The sequence below is a fragment of the Pseudomonas sp. Pmew2 genome, from assembly GCF_058129885.1.
In genome coordinates this window covers 379,524-396,936 of record NZ_CM176702.1, presented here as the reverse complement: position 1 = coordinate 396,936, position 17,413 = coordinate 379,524, and the positions used below count along the sequence as shown (strand labels likewise).

The 17,413-nt window shown below is 49.3% G+C and carries 18 protein-coding genes and 1 other annotated feature; of the genes, 7 read left to right on the top strand and 11 right to left on the bottom strand.

Annotation, left to right across the window (positions count from 1 at the left end):
* Window positions 1-19 precede the first annotated feature (19 nt).
* A protein-coding gene (locus AC4ANK_RS01840) for an IS3-like element IS51 family transposase (RefSeq protein WP_095178853.1) occupies window positions 20-1,242 on the bottom strand; the annotation gives its coding sequence in 2 pieces (ribosomal slippage) (window positions 20-957 and window positions 957-1,242; 1,224 coding nt in all).
* Window positions 848-964, bottom strand: a sequence feature (AL1L pseudoknot). Its footprint overlaps the gene before it by 117 nt.
* Between AC4ANK_RS01840 and AC4ANK_RS01835 the strand changes: the two genes are divergently transcribed.
* The 6 genes from AC4ANK_RS01835 to AC4ANK_RS01810 all read left to right on the top strand — a co-directional run bounded on the left by AC4ANK_RS01835 (window position 1,215) and on the right by AC4ANK_RS01810 (window position 6,234).
* On the top strand, window positions 1,215-1,481 hold the full coding sequence (locus AC4ANK_RS01835) for a DNA sulfur modification protein DndB (protein ID WP_460385113.1): 267 nt from the start codon (window positions 1,215-1,217) through the stop codon (window positions 1,479-1,481). The genes AC4ANK_RS01840 and AC4ANK_RS01835 overlap by 28 nt on opposite strands.
* Window positions 1,478-3,007, top strand: a complete 1,530-nt coding sequence (gene dndC, locus AC4ANK_RS01830; RefSeq protein WP_460384073.1) for a DNA phosphorothioation system sulfurtransferase DndC — start codon at window positions 1,478-1,480, stop codon at window positions 3,005-3,007. Before AC4ANK_RS01835 ends, dndC begins: the two co-directional genes overlap by 4 nt.
* Window positions 3,004-3,969, top strand: a complete 966-nt coding sequence (locus tag AC4ANK_RS01825; protein WP_460384071.1) for an AAA family ATPase — start codon at window positions 3,004-3,006, stop codon at window positions 3,967-3,969. The genes dndC and AC4ANK_RS01825 overlap by 4 nt, the downstream gene beginning before the upstream one ends.
* A gap of 68 nt (window positions 3,970-4,037) precedes the next feature.
* Window positions 4,038-4,787 carry an IS5 family transposase gene (locus AC4ANK_RS01820; RefSeq protein ID WP_460382697.1) on the top strand — a complete coding sequence of 250 codons (750 nt, stop codon included), beginning with the start codon at window positions 4,038-4,040 and terminating at the stop codon, window positions 4,785-4,787.
* Window positions 4,772-5,875: a DNA sulfur modification protein DndD gene (gene dndD, locus AC4ANK_RS01815; protein WP_460384069.1), complete on the top strand. Its 1,104-nt coding sequence runs from the start codon at window positions 4,772-4,774 to the stop codon at window positions 5,873-5,875. The genes AC4ANK_RS01820 and dndD overlap by 16 nt, the downstream gene beginning before the upstream one ends.
* On the top strand, window positions 5,872-6,234 hold the full coding sequence (locus tag AC4ANK_RS01810) for a DndE family protein (RefSeq protein WP_460384067.1): 363 nt from the start codon (window positions 5,872-5,874) through the stop codon (window positions 6,232-6,234). Before dndD ends, AC4ANK_RS01810 begins: the two co-directional genes overlap by 4 nt.
* 193 nt (window positions 6,235-6,427) lie before the next feature.
* Here the strand turns inward: AC4ANK_RS01810 and AC4ANK_RS01805 are convergent, their stop codons facing one another.
* From AC4ANK_RS01805 to AC4ANK_RS01780, 6 genes are all read right to left on the bottom strand, one after another.
* The gene (locus tag AC4ANK_RS01805) at window positions 6,428-6,727 is read right to left on the bottom strand and encodes an HNH endonuclease family protein (protein ID WP_460384065.1); all 300 of its coding nucleotides are present in this window, start codon (window positions 6,725-6,727) and stop codon (window positions 6,428-6,430) included.
* On the bottom strand, window positions 6,700-7,323 hold the full coding sequence (locus AC4ANK_RS01800; RefSeq protein WP_460384063.1) for a hypothetical protein: 624 nt from the start codon (window positions 7,321-7,323) through the stop codon (window positions 6,700-6,702). The genes AC4ANK_RS01805 and AC4ANK_RS01800 overlap by 28 nt, the downstream gene beginning before the upstream one ends.
* An 89-nt stretch (window positions 7,324-7,412) precedes the next feature.
* Entirely contained in the window at window positions 7,413-8,222 is an 810-nt protein-coding gene (gene istB / locus AC4ANK_RS01795; RefSeq protein WP_460383172.1) for an IS21-like element ISPsy4 family helper ATPase IstB, read from the bottom strand.
* Window positions 8,219-9,241: an IS21-like element ISPsy4 family transposase gene (gene istA, locus AC4ANK_RS01790; RefSeq protein ID WP_460383174.1), complete on the bottom strand. Its 1,023-nt coding sequence runs from the start codon at window positions 9,239-9,241 to the stop codon at window positions 8,219-8,221. Before istA ends, istB begins: the two co-directional genes overlap by 4 nt.
* A 67-nt stretch (window positions 9,242-9,308) precedes the next feature.
* Entirely contained in the window at window positions 9,309-10,205 is an 897-nt protein-coding gene (locus tag AC4ANK_RS01785; RefSeq protein ID WP_460384061.1) for a DUF262 domain-containing protein, read from the bottom strand.
* A 254-nt stretch (window positions 10,206-10,459) separates the two neighbouring features.
* On the bottom strand, window positions 10,460-11,368 hold the full coding sequence (locus tag AC4ANK_RS01780) for a potassium channel family protein (RefSeq protein WP_460384059.1): 909 nt from the start codon (window positions 11,366-11,368) through the stop codon (window positions 10,460-10,462).
* 144 nt (window positions 11,369-11,512) lie between these two features.
* Between AC4ANK_RS01780 and AC4ANK_RS01775 the strand changes: the two genes are divergently transcribed.
* Entirely contained in the window at window positions 11,513-12,559 is a 1,047-nt protein-coding gene (locus AC4ANK_RS01775) for a hypothetical protein (protein WP_460384057.1), read from the top strand.
* 490 nt (window positions 12,560-13,049) lie between these two features.
* Here the strand turns inward: AC4ANK_RS01775 and AC4ANK_RS01770 are convergent, their stop codons facing one another.
* The 4 genes from AC4ANK_RS01770 to AC4ANK_RS01755 all read right to left on the bottom strand — a co-directional run bounded on the left by AC4ANK_RS01770 (window position 13,050) and on the right by AC4ANK_RS01755 (window position 17,391).
* On the bottom strand, window positions 13,050-14,252 hold the full coding sequence (locus AC4ANK_RS01770; protein ID WP_460384055.1) for an aminotransferase class III-fold pyridoxal phosphate-dependent enzyme: 1,203 nt from the start codon (window positions 14,250-14,252) through the stop codon (window positions 13,050-13,052).
* A 65-nt stretch (window positions 14,253-14,317) separates the two neighbouring features.
* The gene (locus tag AC4ANK_RS01765) at window positions 14,318-15,172 is read right to left on the bottom strand and encodes an AAC(3) family N-acetyltransferase (protein WP_460384053.1); all 855 of its coding nucleotides are present in this window, start codon (window positions 15,170-15,172) and stop codon (window positions 14,318-14,320) included.
* On the bottom strand, window positions 15,169-16,239 hold the full coding sequence (locus AC4ANK_RS01760; protein ID WP_460384051.1) for a GNAT family N-acetyltransferase: 1,071 nt from the start codon (window positions 16,237-16,239) through the stop codon (window positions 15,169-15,171). Before AC4ANK_RS01760 ends, AC4ANK_RS01765 begins: the two co-directional genes overlap by 4 nt.
* An 81-nt stretch (window positions 16,240-16,320) precedes the next feature.
* Window positions 16,321-17,391 carry an iron-containing alcohol dehydrogenase gene (locus AC4ANK_RS01755; RefSeq protein ID WP_460384049.1) on the bottom strand — a complete coding sequence of 357 codons (1,071 nt, stop codon included), beginning with the start codon at window positions 17,389-17,391 and terminating at the stop codon, window positions 16,321-16,323.
* Between the last annotated feature and the right edge of the window lie 22 nt (window positions 17,392-17,413).

The following is a 17,413-nucleotide window of genomic DNA, read 5'->3' as shown; positions in this document are numbered from 1 at the left end:
GGAGACCCTTTTGTTTGAGTCATGCCACCTGGGCAGACTCGGTGAGTTGCTGATAATAGATTGCTTCTGCTTCGACCGGTGGAATATGACCGATTGGCTCCAGCAGGCGGCGGTGATTGAACCAGTCCACCCATTTCAGGGTTTCCAGCTCCACCGCCCCCCGTGTGGGCCAAGAGCGTCGATGAATCACTTCAGCCTTGTAAAGACCATTGATGGTCTCAGCCAAAGCATTGTCGTAAGAGTCACCGACACTCCCGACCGATGGCTCAATACCGGCTTCGACAAGACGCTCGGTATAGCGAATGGACACGTACTGCACGCCACGGTCACTGTGGTGAATGAGTCCACCCTGCTTGACTGGGCGACGGGCGTAAAGGGCTTGCTCCAGTGCATCGAGTACAAAATCGGTACGCGCTGAACTGGACACCTTCCAACCGACGATGAATCGGGCAAAGACATCAATGATGAAGGCCACGTAAACAAAACCCTGCCAGGTACTGACGTAGGTAAAGTCCGATACCCATAGGGCGTTCGGGCACTCAGCCACAAACTGACGGTTGACATGATCCTGCGGGCACGGCCTGGCTTGGTCGCTGACCGTCGTCTTGACGGGCTTGCCGCGTACCACGCCTTGCAGGCCCAGCTCTCCCATCAGACGTTGCACCGTACAGCGGGCGACTTGCAGTCCGTCACGCAGCAATTGTCGCCAGACCTTGCGCACGCCATATACCTGGAAGTGCTCATCCCAGACTCGCTGGATGTGCTCACCCAGTTCCTGGTCACGCTGCGCACGCGCTGACTGCTGGCTGGGGTCAGCCTGCTGAGCAGCGTACCGGTAGTACGTCGACGGGGCGATTGGCAACACCTTGCAAATCGGCTCGACCCCGTAAGACTGGCGGTTTTCATCAATAAACGTCTTCATCGTTTGAATGGGCGGTCGAGCTCCGCCTGGGCAAAATAGGCTGAGGCCTTACGCAAGATCTCGTTAGCTTGACGCAACTGACGGTTCTCACGCTCCAAGAGCTTGACTCGCTCACGTTCGACTGTGCTCAGCCCATCACGCTGGCCGCTGTTGCGCTCAGATTGGCGAACCCACAGCCGTAATGTCTCGGGCGTGCAGCCGATCTTGGGGGCAATGGCACTGATGGTGGCCCACTGCGACTCGTACTCAGGAAGGTGTTCGAAAACCATCCTGATGGCCCGCTCACGGACCTCTGGGGAATACTTCGGTAGTTTTTTCATCGCTCCATCCTCTCAAAGGTTGGAGTCTCCGAGAAACCCGGGGCGGTTCACTCAGCCAGCTCCGTCATGTCGACTGGTCAAGGGCCAACCCTGAGTGGGAAGGTCGCGCCATGGTTCACGGTCGGATCTCGAAAGCCACAACGAACGTGGCGCTCACAGCAAGTCTTATCAAGAAAAAACTTGGCGTGCCGCTATCCACGGCTGAACGAGAGTTAGAACACAGGTTTCCTCAAAAATGAGTAATGATCAATTTCTCTATCCATCCCATGATGACTTCGTCCAGGAAGCGATCATTTCTGGTAGGCCATTGGCGGATGCCGTTCGTGAGCTTCAAAGCATTTATAAGGCAGATAATCGCCCTTGGGTGGTGGGTTTCAGCGGCGGCAAGGACTCTACTGTCATCCTTTCGCTCACATACTATGCCTTGAAGATGTTGCCGCCAGAGGAGCGCCATAAGCACGTATATGTTGTTTCCTCCGACACTCGAGTAGAAACCCCAGTAGTCGTAGATATGATCCGCCAAGTACTTGATTCGGTAAATACTCAAGCAGCTGAAGATCAGATTCCGATGACAGCCCATTCCGTCACCCCTAAAGTTGGTGAAACGTTCTGGGCCAACCTCCTAGGTAAGGGCTACCCAGCGCCGACTAAGGCATTTCGCTGGTGCACAGAGCGGATGAAAATCGACCCGGTCAGCGAGTTTATAAAGGACAAGGTCGCCCGTTTCGGTGAGGTTGTGGTGGTACTCGGCTCGAGACGCGAAGAAAGCAACACGCGTGCGCAGGTGATCACACGTCACAAAATCGACGGATCGGCGTTGGGCCGACACACAACCCTGCCAAATGCCTATACCTACATGCCCATTGAGCTATGGCATGCTGACGACGTCTGGGAATTTCTAATGAGTGCCGAAAGGCCTTGGGGTGGCTCGAACCGAGTGCTCTTTGAGCTATACAAAGACTCAAACGCTGGAGAGTGCCCACTGGTCATTGATACCAATACACCATCATGCGGAAATTCTCGTTTCGGTTGCTGGACTTGCACTGTCGTGACACATGACAAGGCGATCGAAGGCCTAGTGAGCAGTGGTGAGGACTGGATGTTGCCGTTACTTCAGTTCCGCAATCAACTGCATGCCAGTTCGCTACCCGAAAATAAAACCGAATACCGTAACTACAAACGTCGTACCGGGAAAGTGACCTTCGCTAGAGGGGCTATCGACGACGATTCAAATGCGGCAACTAAGCACGTGCCTGGCCCGTATTGGATGAAATATCGCAAAGAGTGGTTGAAGCTGCTTTTGGAGATAGAGAAAGGCATTCGAGAGACCGACCGTGAAATTGAGCTCATCGGTCGCGATGAGCTGCAAGTGATCCGTCAGCAATGGCTAAAAGATCCGAATGAACCGGACTGGATTGATTCACTGCCCAAAATTTACGCTGAGGTTTATCCGGAGGACACAGTCGAGTGGATCAAGAACGACGCAGGCGCGTTCACTGAGCCCGATGCGGCAATCCTCAAGACATTAGAGCAGGAGCACGGAGTTCCAGCTGTCCTGATCATGAAGCTGATTGATACCGAGTTGTCTTTCTCAGGCCTTTCACGTCGGAAAGGAATTTTAGAAGAACTGGAAAAGATCTTGGAGCAGGATTGGGGAGGGCTTGATGAGGCGCTGGAACGTCGTGCCATACCAAAAACAGTTAACGAAACTTATAAAACCGCTTTCGAACTTTTGAAAGCCGACCTAGATGGCTTGCTGCAATGATTATAGATTCTCTTTCGTTACTTGATTTCCGGGTTTTTAGCGGAGCCCACGACTTTGATCTGGTTCCCAAGATCAAAAGAGGCAAGAGCGCGCCTATCGTGTTGTTCGGCGGTCTCAACGGGGGCGGTAAGACAACAATCCTAAGCGCACTTAAACTTGCCTTGTACGGTAAAGGAGTACTGGGCCCCGGCGCCACGGTCACAGACTATCACCAGTATCTACGCGATTGCATCCACAGAGCGCACAACAGTATCGCCAAACCTACCCGAGCAGCTGTCGAGCTCACCTTCCGCTACGCACAGTACGGAGTTATCTCAAGCTATCAACTAACCCGAGATTGGTTTGTTGATCATGGCGGGAAGGTAAAAGAAGGCCTGATCATTTCTAAAGACGGCCAGAATCTGACTGAGCTGTCATATGATCAGGCACAAGCGTTTCTAAATGAGCTAATCCCAATTGGCGTGTCCGAATTGTTTTTCTTCGACGGCGAAAAAATAGCAAGCCTTGCCGAAGAAACATCAGGAGACGCCCTCCGAGATTCTATCAACAAGCTTTTGGGTTTGGACCTCATAGAGAGGTTACATTCTGACTTGTCCGTGATCATCAGAGGTCGTTCAGTAAAAAAAGCATCCGAAGACCGTCAAAAAAGAATAAGCGAAGCTGAACGTACCTATGAAGATCTTAAGAAGCAACTAGCAGACACACGTGAAAAGCTTCTGATCTTGCGTGTAAATACCGTTGAGGCTAACAAAAACTTGGCCAATATTGAGGCGAGTATTAATGCGCGCGGTGGCGCCTGGAGCGCTACCAGACGGCAAGAAATAGATAACCTTGACTCGTTGATCAGCGAGAAGAAGGCTATAGAGCATACATTACAAGAGATTCTGAGTGGCCTAATGCCGTTTGCGATTACTCGAAATCTAAATGAAAAGCTCCTAGGGTCTGTTCCCGTTTCGACGTAACCCATTGATCTCTATGAGAACAGGCCCGTATTGTTGGAGTTCTCACACAACACCAATACGAGCCTGCAATGCCCCGATTAATGCTCAGTGATGAGCACTGGCCGAAGCTTCGAGAAATTTTGCTGCACGAATCGATCTACAACAAGCGAGATTTGCGCACCACGGTTGAAGGCATGCTGTACCGCATGCGTGTGGGTTGCCCTTGGCGAGACCTGCCGAAAGCGTTTGGAAACTGGAGCAAGGTCTACAAGCGGTTCAATGCCTGGTCTGCTTCAGGCAAGTGGGTCAAGGTGCTTGAGGTGCTGATGACCGATCCTGACATGGAGTGGGTTTTCATTGATGGCAGTTATGTAAAGGCTCATCAGCACAGTGCAGGTGCTGCCAGCACGCAGGACCAGGCCATCGGAAAAAGCCGAGCCGGTAACACCAGCAAGATTCACCTGGCTGTAGACGCTTGTGGGCTGCCCATTGCATTTGACGTGACCGGAGGCCAGACCAATGATTGTTCGCAGGCGGCCTCGTTGATTGCCAAGATGCCCAATGCAGAAGTGATCATTGCGGACAAGGGCTACGACACTGAAGCGATACGCGCTCAGGTCGAGCAGCAAGGCAGCAAAGTGGTGATTCCACGAAAGCGCAATTCTCTGAAAGGGAACGCAGATCTGGACAAAGGGTTATATCGCAATCGACATCTCGTAGAAAACGCCTTTGCCCGGTTGAAGCATTTCCGGGCGGCGGCTTCTCGGTTCGACAAACTCAAGAGAAACTATGAAAGCGTCATAGCAATGGCCTGCGCTTTTCTGTGGCTGCCAATGTGAAACGGGAACAGACCCTAGCGCAACTGGACTCTGAGCAGCGAGTAGAAAAAGCACAGATCCTTGCTGAATACCTAGACCGCCAGCAGAAGAATTTCCTGGCAGAACTCGAATCAACTCTCAAAATTAGTGAGAAGCAGCGTCCTGCTGTTCAAGATATTTTTCTCAGGACATTTGGTTCAGAGCTAGATCGGGGCGATAAAGTTCAATCGCCAGTGCATGAACTTTCGGACACCCAGCGTTCCAGTATCACATATCGCTTGGCGAACGATGTGAAGTCACTCGAGCAAAGAACTGCCGCTCTCGTTGCGACACTTCAAAACAAGGATACAGGTATAGAGTCTGCAAAAGAAAATATCGGAAGAGCCCCAGAAGAGGTAGTTCTAATGCCTCTATTTAACGAGCAAGGGCAGCTACAAGGGCGCTTGTCCGCGCTTGACGAGCAGAGGTCTGTGTTGGCTGACGAAGCTAGGGTGATTCTCAATCATTTATCGAACGCAGCACGACAATTAGACGACCTGTATACAGAAATTGCAGAGAGCCAGGAGGTAGAGCGACTGACCGGGCTTGCGCAAAACGCGAGAGATGTTCTAAAAGAATTTTCTACTCGCGCCAGGATAGAAAAGCTGAAAGAGCTTGAGTCGCAGTTTTATACCTCCTTTAATGGTCTCGCTCGTAAAGATGATCGGCATCTCAGCATCCAGATCAACCCAATTTCTTTCGAGGTTGCTCTTATAGACGAAGAAGGGGTAACGCTTCGTAAGGATGAATTGTCCGCAGGTGAAAAACAGATTTTCGCAATCTCTATTCTGGAGGCGTTGGCTCGCACGTCGGGTAGGAGTTTACCAGTAGTGATTGATACGCCCCTTGGGCGTCTGGACTCTATTCATCGTAAAAAGCTCGTCGAAAATTACTTCCCAAAAACCAGCCATCAAGTGATTATTCTCTCAACGGATACGGAAATTGATTATGCCTTTTATGAAGGCCTACAAGGGAGTATTTCACACTCTTATCACCTGGTATACAACCCAAAAACTCGGTCTACTCAAGCAGAGGAAGGCTATTTCTGGCGGTGGACACAACACACATGAACGTATTCCCGCACAAGTTTAAAATTTCAGCTTCATCTACTGCAAAGCTGAAATATCTAAAATCAAAAACTGGTCTAACACCTAATATTTTGAGCAGATTTGCGATCGCACTTGCGTTAGCTGATGAGAGTGGTCTTGGCAACGCGAGCGTATCGGACCTAGAAGGGCAAGAATTCAACGCACCCACTTTATTTGGTGAACATTTAGACATTTACGAAGCGCTTCTTAGGCAATTCACGTATGAAAATGGTTTAGATTGGGAGCCAGTTAGGCATGTCGCTTCTCTAATCGAGGTTGGCCTACATAAAATGGGGCATGTGCGCTCTTTAAAAGATATCGCACAGCTAATTAGGAAGTAACAAGCTCCTAAACTAGTAAAATGCGCTCGCCTATCATGACGGTGCGCACTCAGGCTATAGATGGTAATAAGGCAAGTTAAAGCTTGCCTTATTAACTCCTACAGACTCCACTCAAGCGAAGACGGCTTAGTCATTTTAATTTCATACACATGAAAGCGGCGCGAACATCAGCTACAGCCGGAACCAACGGTTTCTAATTAAATGCAAATACATGCCTAGCCATCTCTAATATTTTTCTTTCATACTCCAAAGATGCTTTAAGATTCCATTTGAGTTTTTTACCTACTTCCTGATTTAGAGCTATTGACGATGCCTTGAAGACACTTCTTTTTGCTGTAAAGTTTTGGTTGTCTGCCAATGAATTTATTTCCGGATCTAGAATAGTTAGATTGCAAATTGAGTTTTTTCTAGATTCCATCTCATCATCAACATCTGCTGCTTTTGCATTTTTCGGGTATATATGCTCTATGGACGTCTCACCAAAGTCCAGCAATCTATTCCTTCAAGACACTTTGGTGTTCCATTTGCGCCATTCTGATACCATGCAAAATATGAATCTAGCATAATCAAGAAGTGTTTTATATTTTTATTTCCTCCTGTTTTGCTCTGATAATGTAGTGATGTTAATCCGTTTATGAAGTTATTTAAAGGCGCACGGTCATCTAGCAGCTCCCTTAGCTTACACCTCAACGAGCCGACAGTATATTTGGCGCCTTCAGTGCGTATTGCTTCACACTCTGAATAATACAGGCTTTTTAAAGGTGTAACATGTTCGTTACAAATAGTCTTGTATCTAAAAAAAGCTCGCTCAAGCATCAAAATAATATCCCTGAACTTCACATGCCCCAACTCAGTTGCAGCAAGCAATAGAGGAATACTAAGTGTATGCCCTAGGTGGACGATCAAACTAGCTAACCGAGTTCTATCCCACGGAGTCACTGGCCTTTGATCGGCAAAGACCCACTCTCCCTTCATAAAAGCCCTACAGCGATCTACATCTGCACTAATGATTTTCAGCTGCTCAACTATATATTTAGCATTTTTCTGCTTTATCCCTCCTGGAGTTAGTCCGTTAAAAAAAACCTCCATGTACACATCAGCTAATGCACCAGATCTAGCCCTCTTATATGTGTCAACGCCAACTAAAAAGTGACCCCCTTCCGTGCTAAATCGCCAACTTAGTTTTGACCCCCCTCGGGTTCATATTTTCGAGCCGGTTCGGCCCGAGACGATTTGATTCCTGCTTTGCGCTTGTCCTTGAGTCGATAGCTTTCACCTGTCATCTGCACGATATGGGCATGATGTAACAGCCTGTCCAGCATGGCCGCTGTCAGTGTTTGATCATCCGCAAAGGTTCCGGCCCACTGGGTAAACGGCAAGTTACTCGTGAGGATCAGGCTGCCTTGCTCGTAGCGCTTGGCGACAACATTGAAGAACAGGTTGGCTTCATCACGACCAAACGGCAGGTAACCGATTTCATCGATGACCAACAACCCGGGGGCCATCACCACACGACTGAAGTATTCCTTGAGCCGTTCCTGGCGGTGCGCAGCGGTCAGTTGCAGCATCAAGTCAGCCGCAGTGACGAAGCGGGTTTTGATACCGGCCATCACTGCCCGGTAGGCCAGGGCGATGGCCAGGTGGCTCTTGCCTACACCACTAGGCCCCAGGAACACGATGTTCTCGGTACGCCCAACAAAACTCAATGCTGCCAGCTCCTGGAGCTGTGCCCGGGGGACGCCGGTGGCAAACGCGAAGTCGTATTGCTCCAGCGTTTTCACGGCGGGCAGCGCGGCAGTTTTCAGCAGGGCCTGTCGAGAGCGTTCACTTCGGGCATCGGTCTCGGCAGCCAGCAGCTTTTCGAGGAAGTCGGCAAAGCTGTCTTCGCCGCTTGCTGCTTGTTGGGCAAGGTGCGGCCAGTCCACCCCGACGCGCTCAAGCTTTAGCCCCTTGCATAGTTCTGTCAGGCGAGCATGTTGAAGGTTCATGCTCTCACCTCCAGCAGTTGCTCATAAACCGACAGCGGATGCTGCAAGCTCTCGTACGGCAGGACCCGCCCCAGGCGTAGGCCTTGGGCGGGTTGTGGGCGCAGGCTCTGTGTTGGCAGTGGTAATAGTACCTGCTGCTCTTCGGCCAGACGTACCGCTGGTTGAACACCCGTCGTGCCGTGAATCCGCTGATGAGCGACTTCGTCGAGCCATTGGCCGATATGTGCGTTGGCCGTCACCACATCCAGCGTCAGACCCGCACTCTTGAGCGTAGCGGCCAACGGGGTAATGAAACTGCCCTTCAGATACCCGTTGAAGCGCTCAACCTTGCCCTTGGTCTGGGCACGGTAAGGGCGGCAGACCTTGGGAATAAAACCAAACTCATCGGCCAGCGCAGCCAATCGGGGATGCCAACGGTGCAGGCCCTCCCCAAAAGCGTCTCGCTCGGTGATGATGGTTCCGGCGTTATCAAACAATGCCTGCTCGGGCACGCCGCCAAAGTAAGCGAACGCCTCCCGAAGCCCTGTCAGCCAGGCTTCGCTGTCCTCTCGCTCGGAGAAACGGACAAAGCTTGCTCGACTAAAACCAAGTGTCGCCACGAACGCCTTAAGCGGCTGACGGCCTCGTCGAATGGTGGTGAAGTCCACCTGCATCTGCTTGCCGGGCAGAGTTTCGAAACGTACCACCGGCTCTTCTGCCTTACGTTTGAAGGGGCGAATATAAGCCTTCAGACGACTGACGCCGCCGCTGTACCCCAATGCCGTGATCTCACGCAGCAGGACGGTCGCCGGAATCCAGTGCGGGCGCGCTGCCTCAATACGCTCATGCAGGTAGTCCTTGAAGGGGTCGATTTTGCACGGACGTGCGGGTCTCACCTTGTCACTGGGTAGCGACCGGGCCTTTCGCAGGTACTTGCGCACGGTGTTACGCGAAATACCCAGCTCACGGGCGATGAATTTGATGCCATGGCCCTGACGGGCCAATACTTTAATTTCCACAGACTGCTCCTGGGTCAACATATTGGCAGCTCAAAGCCGCCAGTTTTACCCAGGGGGTCAATTCTAGGTTGGCGTTAGGGGGTCATTTTTACAGTGGCGGTGACATATATGCGTAAGATTCATATATCCACTGCAAAAAATCATAAGTTCTATTGGGTTTGTCTGAAAGTATATCGTCCCAAATTTGCTCAGCGGTCGACTGCTCATTATCGTATCCCTCCAGAAGCTCTAGGGTCCTTACTCTGAGCAAATCTCCATCTGTAAGGGAAACCCCCCTGTCGTTAATAACTTGGAACAAACGATATGCGTCTGGCTTGTTCTCCGCGATCATGTGAAGTAGTGAGAAATCGATCAAAAGCACATCATGCATGTGCTCAAGATTATCTATTTGCTCTGCAAAGTTAGCAAATTGCTTTTGAACCTTTATTAAATAAGAAAAAATCTCAGATAGTGCAAAAGACAGCATTTCATGCGAATCAATTTCGCACTTTGGATCGTGCCCACCCAGCAGCCCTCGGAAATAACGCTCGTCCTTCTTGGACAAGGTTAGAACATTGGCACTTGTAACTACTCGATTAACTACCTGTTCATGAACAACAAATGATAAGTTGAGCTTTTTTACATAGTGCTCTACTCGCTTTATTAACTCCGCATCATGTAGATGGTCCAAGAGATCACTTAGCACATTCATTAGAGCATAGCCAAATAAAACAATCGTGGTTATTCGCTGCTGACCATCAACCAACTGATAATGAACAGCGTTTGCAACCCCGTCAACATCGGTCTTTATACTAAGAATTCCACCAAGAAAATGCTCTCGCTCCTTCCCGCTCACCCGCGAGCGATAGCATATGTCCACATCAGAGATAAAGTCTTGAATTGAATCAGAATCCCAAGCGTAACCTCTCTGATACTTAGGAACGGAAAAAACCGTCTTGTCCCCGAAGAGATCCCCTACAGCGGCGTGAACGGGATTAATATTCATCCTTGACTTCCTTTGATTTCATTTGAAATATTAGTGGTTGAATTTAAAAATAAATTACCGCGCAAGATTAGTACTTGCGGAGTTTTTGCAAAGGGCAGGGGCGCTATAAAACTTATCCACGCCTCCATTTTCCGCATCACGAACTACTCTACACCAAACTAGTCGCGCTGTAGGATCCGCGCTATTTATATACGTGAGAAGCATATACTTTTTTAAAAGCGCATGATTTCAACAATACCTCGCTGAAAACATGCTCAATGTTTGCCGATCGGCCGAATTGAAATAATTAAGCGGACCTCATCGAGACGCGCCTGACATACTTGTAGATAAGGCCTCGCACCATTTTTGTAGGCTTCACTAAATAACGCTGTATACTTTAGATAACGCTTAATGAAAATAGTAATCTCTTCGAGTAGATCCTTTATTATTCTCAAAGTGCGTGACGTATTCCATTCTACCTTCAACTCGTTCAATGTAATCAGGTACTTTCGTACAACACTTATTAGCTCTTCAATCTGGTGGAAGGCGGCCTCGACTGTAGATAATAATGCTATCGTTTGCTTATGATCATGGGCATAGTTTGCGCATTCATTGAGCGTCTTCATACTGCGAAGAGCCGGATAAAAGGGATTGCCCTGATTAAACATGAACTGACGGGTAGCCAGGCTAGGGCTGCTTTGAACTCCTTGGCTGCTCGTAATTACTGAGGACCCTATGCCGTCGCGTCTGCGGTCGCTGATCAGCTCTCTGCCTTCGCGCCTACGATCACTGATCAGCTCCTTCCCCTCAACCAAACTCGTCAAACACGCATTGTATTGGAACGTAAAACGTTCTTTGACTAGATGCTCTATCAGCTTCTCTTGCTTGAGAGATACTACCTGTGAAATTGCATAACCAGCAAAAACTAGCCCTGTGACTGCTTCCAAGCCCGCAAGCAAACGAGCGAAGCCCAAAGGCTGCAGATCGCCGTATCCAAGAGTAGTTATCGTAACTAGGCTAAAATAGCCTGCGTCCCAGAAGCCTGAGTATGGGATATCTTTAAAAATAGGCTTGCCTGAAATTGCCAAGCACCAATAGCACCCGGCGAAAAGCAGGGTCACACAAAAAAAACAGACGGTCAGTTTGGCAATCAGGTAGATATATTGTCGGTTTGTGGGGTACATTAACGGCGATCCTTGCTCAAATTCCATATGGGAGCGAGTTTTACCAGCATACGAACAGGTCTGCAAGACCTAGATCCGCATGGATTGAAAAAGCTCATAAAGCTAATGCATCTTTGTTAATCGCGTCTTACGTAAGGACACAATATGAGTGACATGGAGAAAGCCAACATTCTGCACCAGTTAAAAACCGCTTTCGATCTTCCCCCAGATATGCTCGAAACTCTTCTCCAGCAAATATCAAGCAAGTCTATCAAAGATAACTTTAAACGAATCACCACTGGCTTGACCATCGAGGACAATTACAAGCATATATATTCTTCTTTACCTTGGATAAAAAATATAAGCGGGCTTCATCAGGCTCAAGCTGAAAAATACAAAAAAGATTTTCAAATCCCTGACTATTTGCTTTTAGTCGAAGATTCCCAAAAAGGTAAATTCCCGTTGCTTATTGACGTCAAGTACGTGAAAGGTGATAAAACGCAGTGCAGCATTATCCCCAAACAAAAACATACCTTGCGCCAATATGCAGCTGCGCATCAGCAGCCTCTGCTTATAGCAATATACTGGGAACGCCTTGGCTATTGGACGCACAACTGCCTGTCAAACTTCGGAGGTAAGAAACATAACAAGATAGACTGGCAGACAGCGATCGGTAATGATCTCTCTCATTTACTTAGTGATTACACTTTCAATATAGACAAGCCTTTTTATAGGAGAACTATATTTCCTAAGCCAGCGGACCATTCGGACCGTACACGGCCACGACATTTAAAATATGGAAATGTCGATTCAGTTTTTCTTGGAAAAGATATTGCTCATCTATATAGCGAGGATGAAATATTTTACTCAATCGTCGTTGATGCTAACTTTAATTCAAAAATCGTTTCTGTTGACGATCACGAAGATCATGTATGTATGATCGAAGAGTTTTCTACCCAACCAAGCATGATCAAAATCAGTCAGTGGCTGATGAATGTTGCGCAACTAATGGAAATAGAGCCTTCATTAGCGGTCCATGAAATGCCTGCTTTGGAAATGGCTCGGATCGTCACAGTTGATTTGATGCACAAACTCGAATATTCACCAATTTACATTCTTCCGAATGAAAAGAATGCCTGTACAGATAGGCTTTTCGAATTGGCTTACAAGGATACGACAGTCATGTTCGAATACCTTCGAGGCGTGGTCTAGGGTCCGTGCGAATCAAGCCCCCAAACCTAGGTTTTGTACGAAAAGTATTGCCGTATACAGCGTAGGCTGCAGCCAGCGTGTTCGCGCTGATGCCGAATTGACCCTGTGGCCGATGCCACACTGACCCAATACTGATCGGCAACAATCCAGTCCCACTGACGATTTCGAGATAGGAGCTTGGGTCAGCGAAATTTCGGTAATTGGGTCAATCCTGGGCTGGCGATAACATACCCCACGCAGGTTCGGCAATCTCGCACGCGAGATAAACTGTTTTCAGTAAGTTTCTACATGATTTTTTCCGGAACGAAGAAATCACCGTGCCCGTACTGAAAATATCGGTCTTTCACGCGAGCGGTCTGAAAGCAGTGTCAGCAATCTGAAAACAGCACATCGCTGATTGTCGGATGATCTGCCGCCTCTGAAAAAACCATTGGTTCCATAGACTGCAGATCAGGTCAGGCAGACACGACACGAAAAATCGGGATCAGCATCAGGCTTGCGGATAACTAGAACATGCCCGATCGAACACTTGCAGAATCTGCAATTGCTGTTCGGCAGTGTGGGCCAGACTCAAAGCAACCGTACCCCGGAACAACACGCCACTGTCGTGGAAAGTTTTATAAAAATGCTCCCTGAGCCGGGTGTCCTGCTGGCGATCGGAAGTGTGCATATAAAAATACGCGGGCTGACCCTGTAGCCGAAACACGTCTTGCAACCCTGAGGCTTGCACACAGCCGCTCATGCTTCCCAAAAGTCGCTCTCCAGCCGCATTGATAGTTTGACAAACAGCATTGTCCTCATAGACCTGCAAAGTCTTTATTGCTGCACTCAGCCCTACTGTTTCGCCAGAATGAGTATTAGAAAACCCGTAAAGCTTTTCACTCTGCGAGGCATGTAACACCTCCTGCATCAAGTGCTCTGGTGCCACGGCTGCGGCGATGGCATAACCATTGGCCATCGCCTTGCCTAAAATAGTGAAATCTGCCCATACGCCTATTTGGGACTGGCACAGCGGGTAGTTGAAACGTAAGCCTGAAATGGTCTCGTCTAAAACAAGATAGACTTGATGCCTGTTACAAAGTTCGCGCAAGGTGCGATAAAACTCATCACTCAAACGGGACACCCGATAGGGCTCCATGATAAGGCATGCCAGTTGTGCCCCATGAGCATCAAAGAGGTGAACCAATGCTTCAACTGACGCAGTGGAAAACACGATGGTGTGCTCGCGAATCGTTTCTGGAATGCCTCCTGCCTGGTTCGTTCCTGCGAGATACCAGTCATTGTTTCCCAGATACGCTCCTATATTAGGGTAGGCTACAAGTGACTTGCCGCTTAGATAGCGACAGACTCGCACGAGTGAAGACAGTAACATGCTGCCTGACTTTGAATACTGGGCAAGTATCGGAAAAGGAAACAGCGCCGACAGATTTTCTGTCAGCTCTCGCTCTAGCCATGACGGTCGAGAAAAATTAACCCCCTGTCGTATGGCTTCAATTACGGCTTCATCTACGTCATCGTACGCATAGCCAAGTGTTACACTACCCAGGGCCATCCCACAGTCGAGATAGCATTTTCCGTTGTCGTCCCATACACGCGCGCCCTTCCCTGCCCGGATACTCAGTGGAGCATGCCCCATGTAGCTATTCAGAGACTTTGACACGGTGGAGTTGTGCCGTTCGTTGACTCCTTTCATTCTCTTCAACCTTAGAATATTTGAAATATCATTACCCCCCATCCTGTCTGGAGGTAATGAAAGACTTATCGATCTGCCTCAGTCTTGACGAAGCGGTCAACCGGTACCTTCCCGGCCTGATATCGAGGAGGCTCATTGAGAAACGCATAGGGGTCGTTGCGCAACAGTAAAAGCCCCAGATCAAAGACATCGCGCATCGTAGCGACCTGAATGCTGCCGTAGAATCCCTTTTCCTCGCGCCAACAGGTGTCTGAACCTCCTGCGGACTTCAAGCAGTTGAAATCCGAGACCTGTATCGAGTGATCCTGATAGGGAACGCTAAAGCAAAAATCGCCGTTCTCAGTGCCATTTTTACCATGCACTCTGCAAGAAAATACTTTGTTGTAAACGTAAGGCACCCCGCAGCACTGTTCAATATGGTGAATCAGGGAAAGCTGTTGAATATTCGGCAAACCAAAGAATACGACCTTAAAGCCAGCTTCCACCATTGCCGCCCAAGGCGAATTTAGTCCATAGGCGTAACGATGCCGATCCAAACCGTACTCGGAGAACTCAGCACATGGCGAGTTCATAACAATAGAACAAACAGGATGATTACTGCGCGTACTGTCGCAATGCTGGCGAAGGTATTCGGGAAATAGGCCGATGTCTTTCGAACAAGGAGTCACGTGCAACCAAAAATCTTGTTGTTGTGAAGAGGTTGCCCACGTAGCACTGCTTACAGCAATGATCCCGTCACCGAGGGTCTCCCTTAAAGCCCGTAGCACTGCTTCGCATAACAAGCGGGAATCAGTGATTTCGCTCTGAAATGCAGCCATTACAAGCGAGCTGTGCAGAAAAATATTGTCACCAGAAACTAATCCGCATCGGCCAAATATTTCTTTGCAGGAACGGACAATGTCGTTGACCTTGTCCTTCATCGTTTTTTCACCTCTGCCTCGACAATCGACGCGCGACCCGATAAGTGTAAGCCGCTGGCGAAAAAATCCCCTCTGTCAAGACTTATCAAAGTCGCTCGCTTGTGAGGAAAATCAAAATCGTAAACGCGCTCAAAACCAAGCCCATCACTGCAGCGAAGCAAACTCTGATTGTCTGCACGAGGCTCAGCGACCAAGCGCCGGGTTCGGCAGTCATCGAGGAACATGAAGTGAACCAGACTAGGGAACCATGCGCAGATTGATGACCGCCCCCGAAACGCCTCGTTGCCGATTAGCAAATGGAACCCACGGTCGAAGTCGGATGCATTGCAGTGGGGGGCGATACGGTCTTCCTTTGCCCAGTAGACCTCAAAGTAGGCAAATGGTATTTCATCGTAAAAAGCGATCACGGGAATGACTCGGGGATCCGCAAGACGCTCCGAAAGGAATCGACGGTGGTATTCAAGATCGCCCGACTCTTCCCAAAAGGCTGCGACGCGGGGGTTATTCATCCAACCATTGAACGTCAGGAGGTCGCGCTCGATGTCCGCTACACGTAGCTGGATTTCACGACCCATCCAAGGAATGTACCGGGCGTAGAGAAGCCCTTTCGCCAGCGGTGGGCGCATTGGAGTTCCCTGGTCTCCTGCAGACTGAAAATACAATGGATATCGGTCGGAAGGTATGGATTTGTTCCAGCGTCCTGGCAATTGCCAGAAGATCTCTGCCAGTACAACCAGCCCACAATCATTGGACAACGCCGCGCCCCGATGAAGCAATGCAGCAGTCAGCGATTCGGACACATTACTCAAATGCACTGAGGTGCTGTGGGGACATAACAGGAACGCCGCCTCGACCGCCGCTAACGTCACCTCGAATCCAGTGGCGGCATCGATTTGGGGACAGCACAATATGGGGTTTAATTCGAATTGTAGAAGCTCGAAACATAGCCTCAGACTTGAACCACTTCTGACCGTCAAAGTGCTATCTGTGAATTCGACTGATAGTTCGCCGTTGCGCAGCAGTACACTGCCTTGTTCGAAACGCTCTTGCATAAATTGCAGGCTCATGCAAATTCTCGAAGAAGCCCTGTCCGCCTGCGGAACATTTAACCGAACGTCAAGCGGCACAAGGCAAGGTTAAAATTAAGATTAGGCAGCTAGGTTACGTTGCAAGAGAACACACAATCTATTTGTGTAAGTGCGAGCCAGCGTCTCCCAGTCTTCGCCATTTCCGCAAACATTGATCCAAAGTTTTTGCATGAACATAGACCCTTCGCTCACTAATTCTGGAGTCTGGGAAGTAAACCGATTTACCTTACGCACTTCGCTCCAATAGTCGATCTGACTAAGCGCGCAATAATCCTGAATCCTGCGAGCGTAGTTTCCATAAATATCTTCAAGAACTTCCATGGCAATCATTACAGCCACTGAATGCCGAATCTCCAACGCATGGCTCAATCCATACGCTAGCGCGTGACAAGCTCCTACGGTGCCACCCAGCAAGCTGACACCGCCCATGTAAGAGCAGTAGGCATACGCTTCAGCCAAATCCCGTTTCTCGGGCGCGTAAGGCTGGGCGAAAATCTCCTCAAATTGCTGGATAACTGCTTTGGATGCTGCCCGGGAGTACGAGCTGCTGTGTTGGCCTTGAACCACTTCGACACAATGGATGAGGCAATCCATCAAGGTCGGTATGCCATCCATCGGGCTGACTGTCGCAAATAGGCTAGGGTCGGTGAAACAAAACGTAGGCATTGAAAAGTCGCTGTTGATCCCCAACTTTCGTTCAGGCCCTTTCAGTACGGCGGTCCGACTAACCTCCGCCCCAGTTCCAGGCAACGTGGGAACAACCATGCAAGGCAAGCCTCGTCGCTGGGGTATATCCCAGCCCTGCAGTAGTTCAGCCCGGCTACCGTTTTGCGAAGTGACCGCAACTGCTTTCGCAAGATCAATGATAGAGCCGCCACCAATTCCGATCACCGAAGTAAAGCCTTTACTTACTTCAGCACATAACTCGTTAACTGTTAACGTTGTCGGTTCACCATTGGGCGCAAAAACCACCCGCGCACCACTTCGATGCAGCGGAAGCAAAACATTTTCGCAGTCAGCGAAGGCAGCGTCGACCAACACCAGGCTGTTGGAGTACTCCGACTCCAATTGTGCCCGGATAACATGTGCATACCCCTGCCACTCAATAGCTATTTTAGTATTGATTTTCAAAAGACCTCCTGGATCAAGTGTG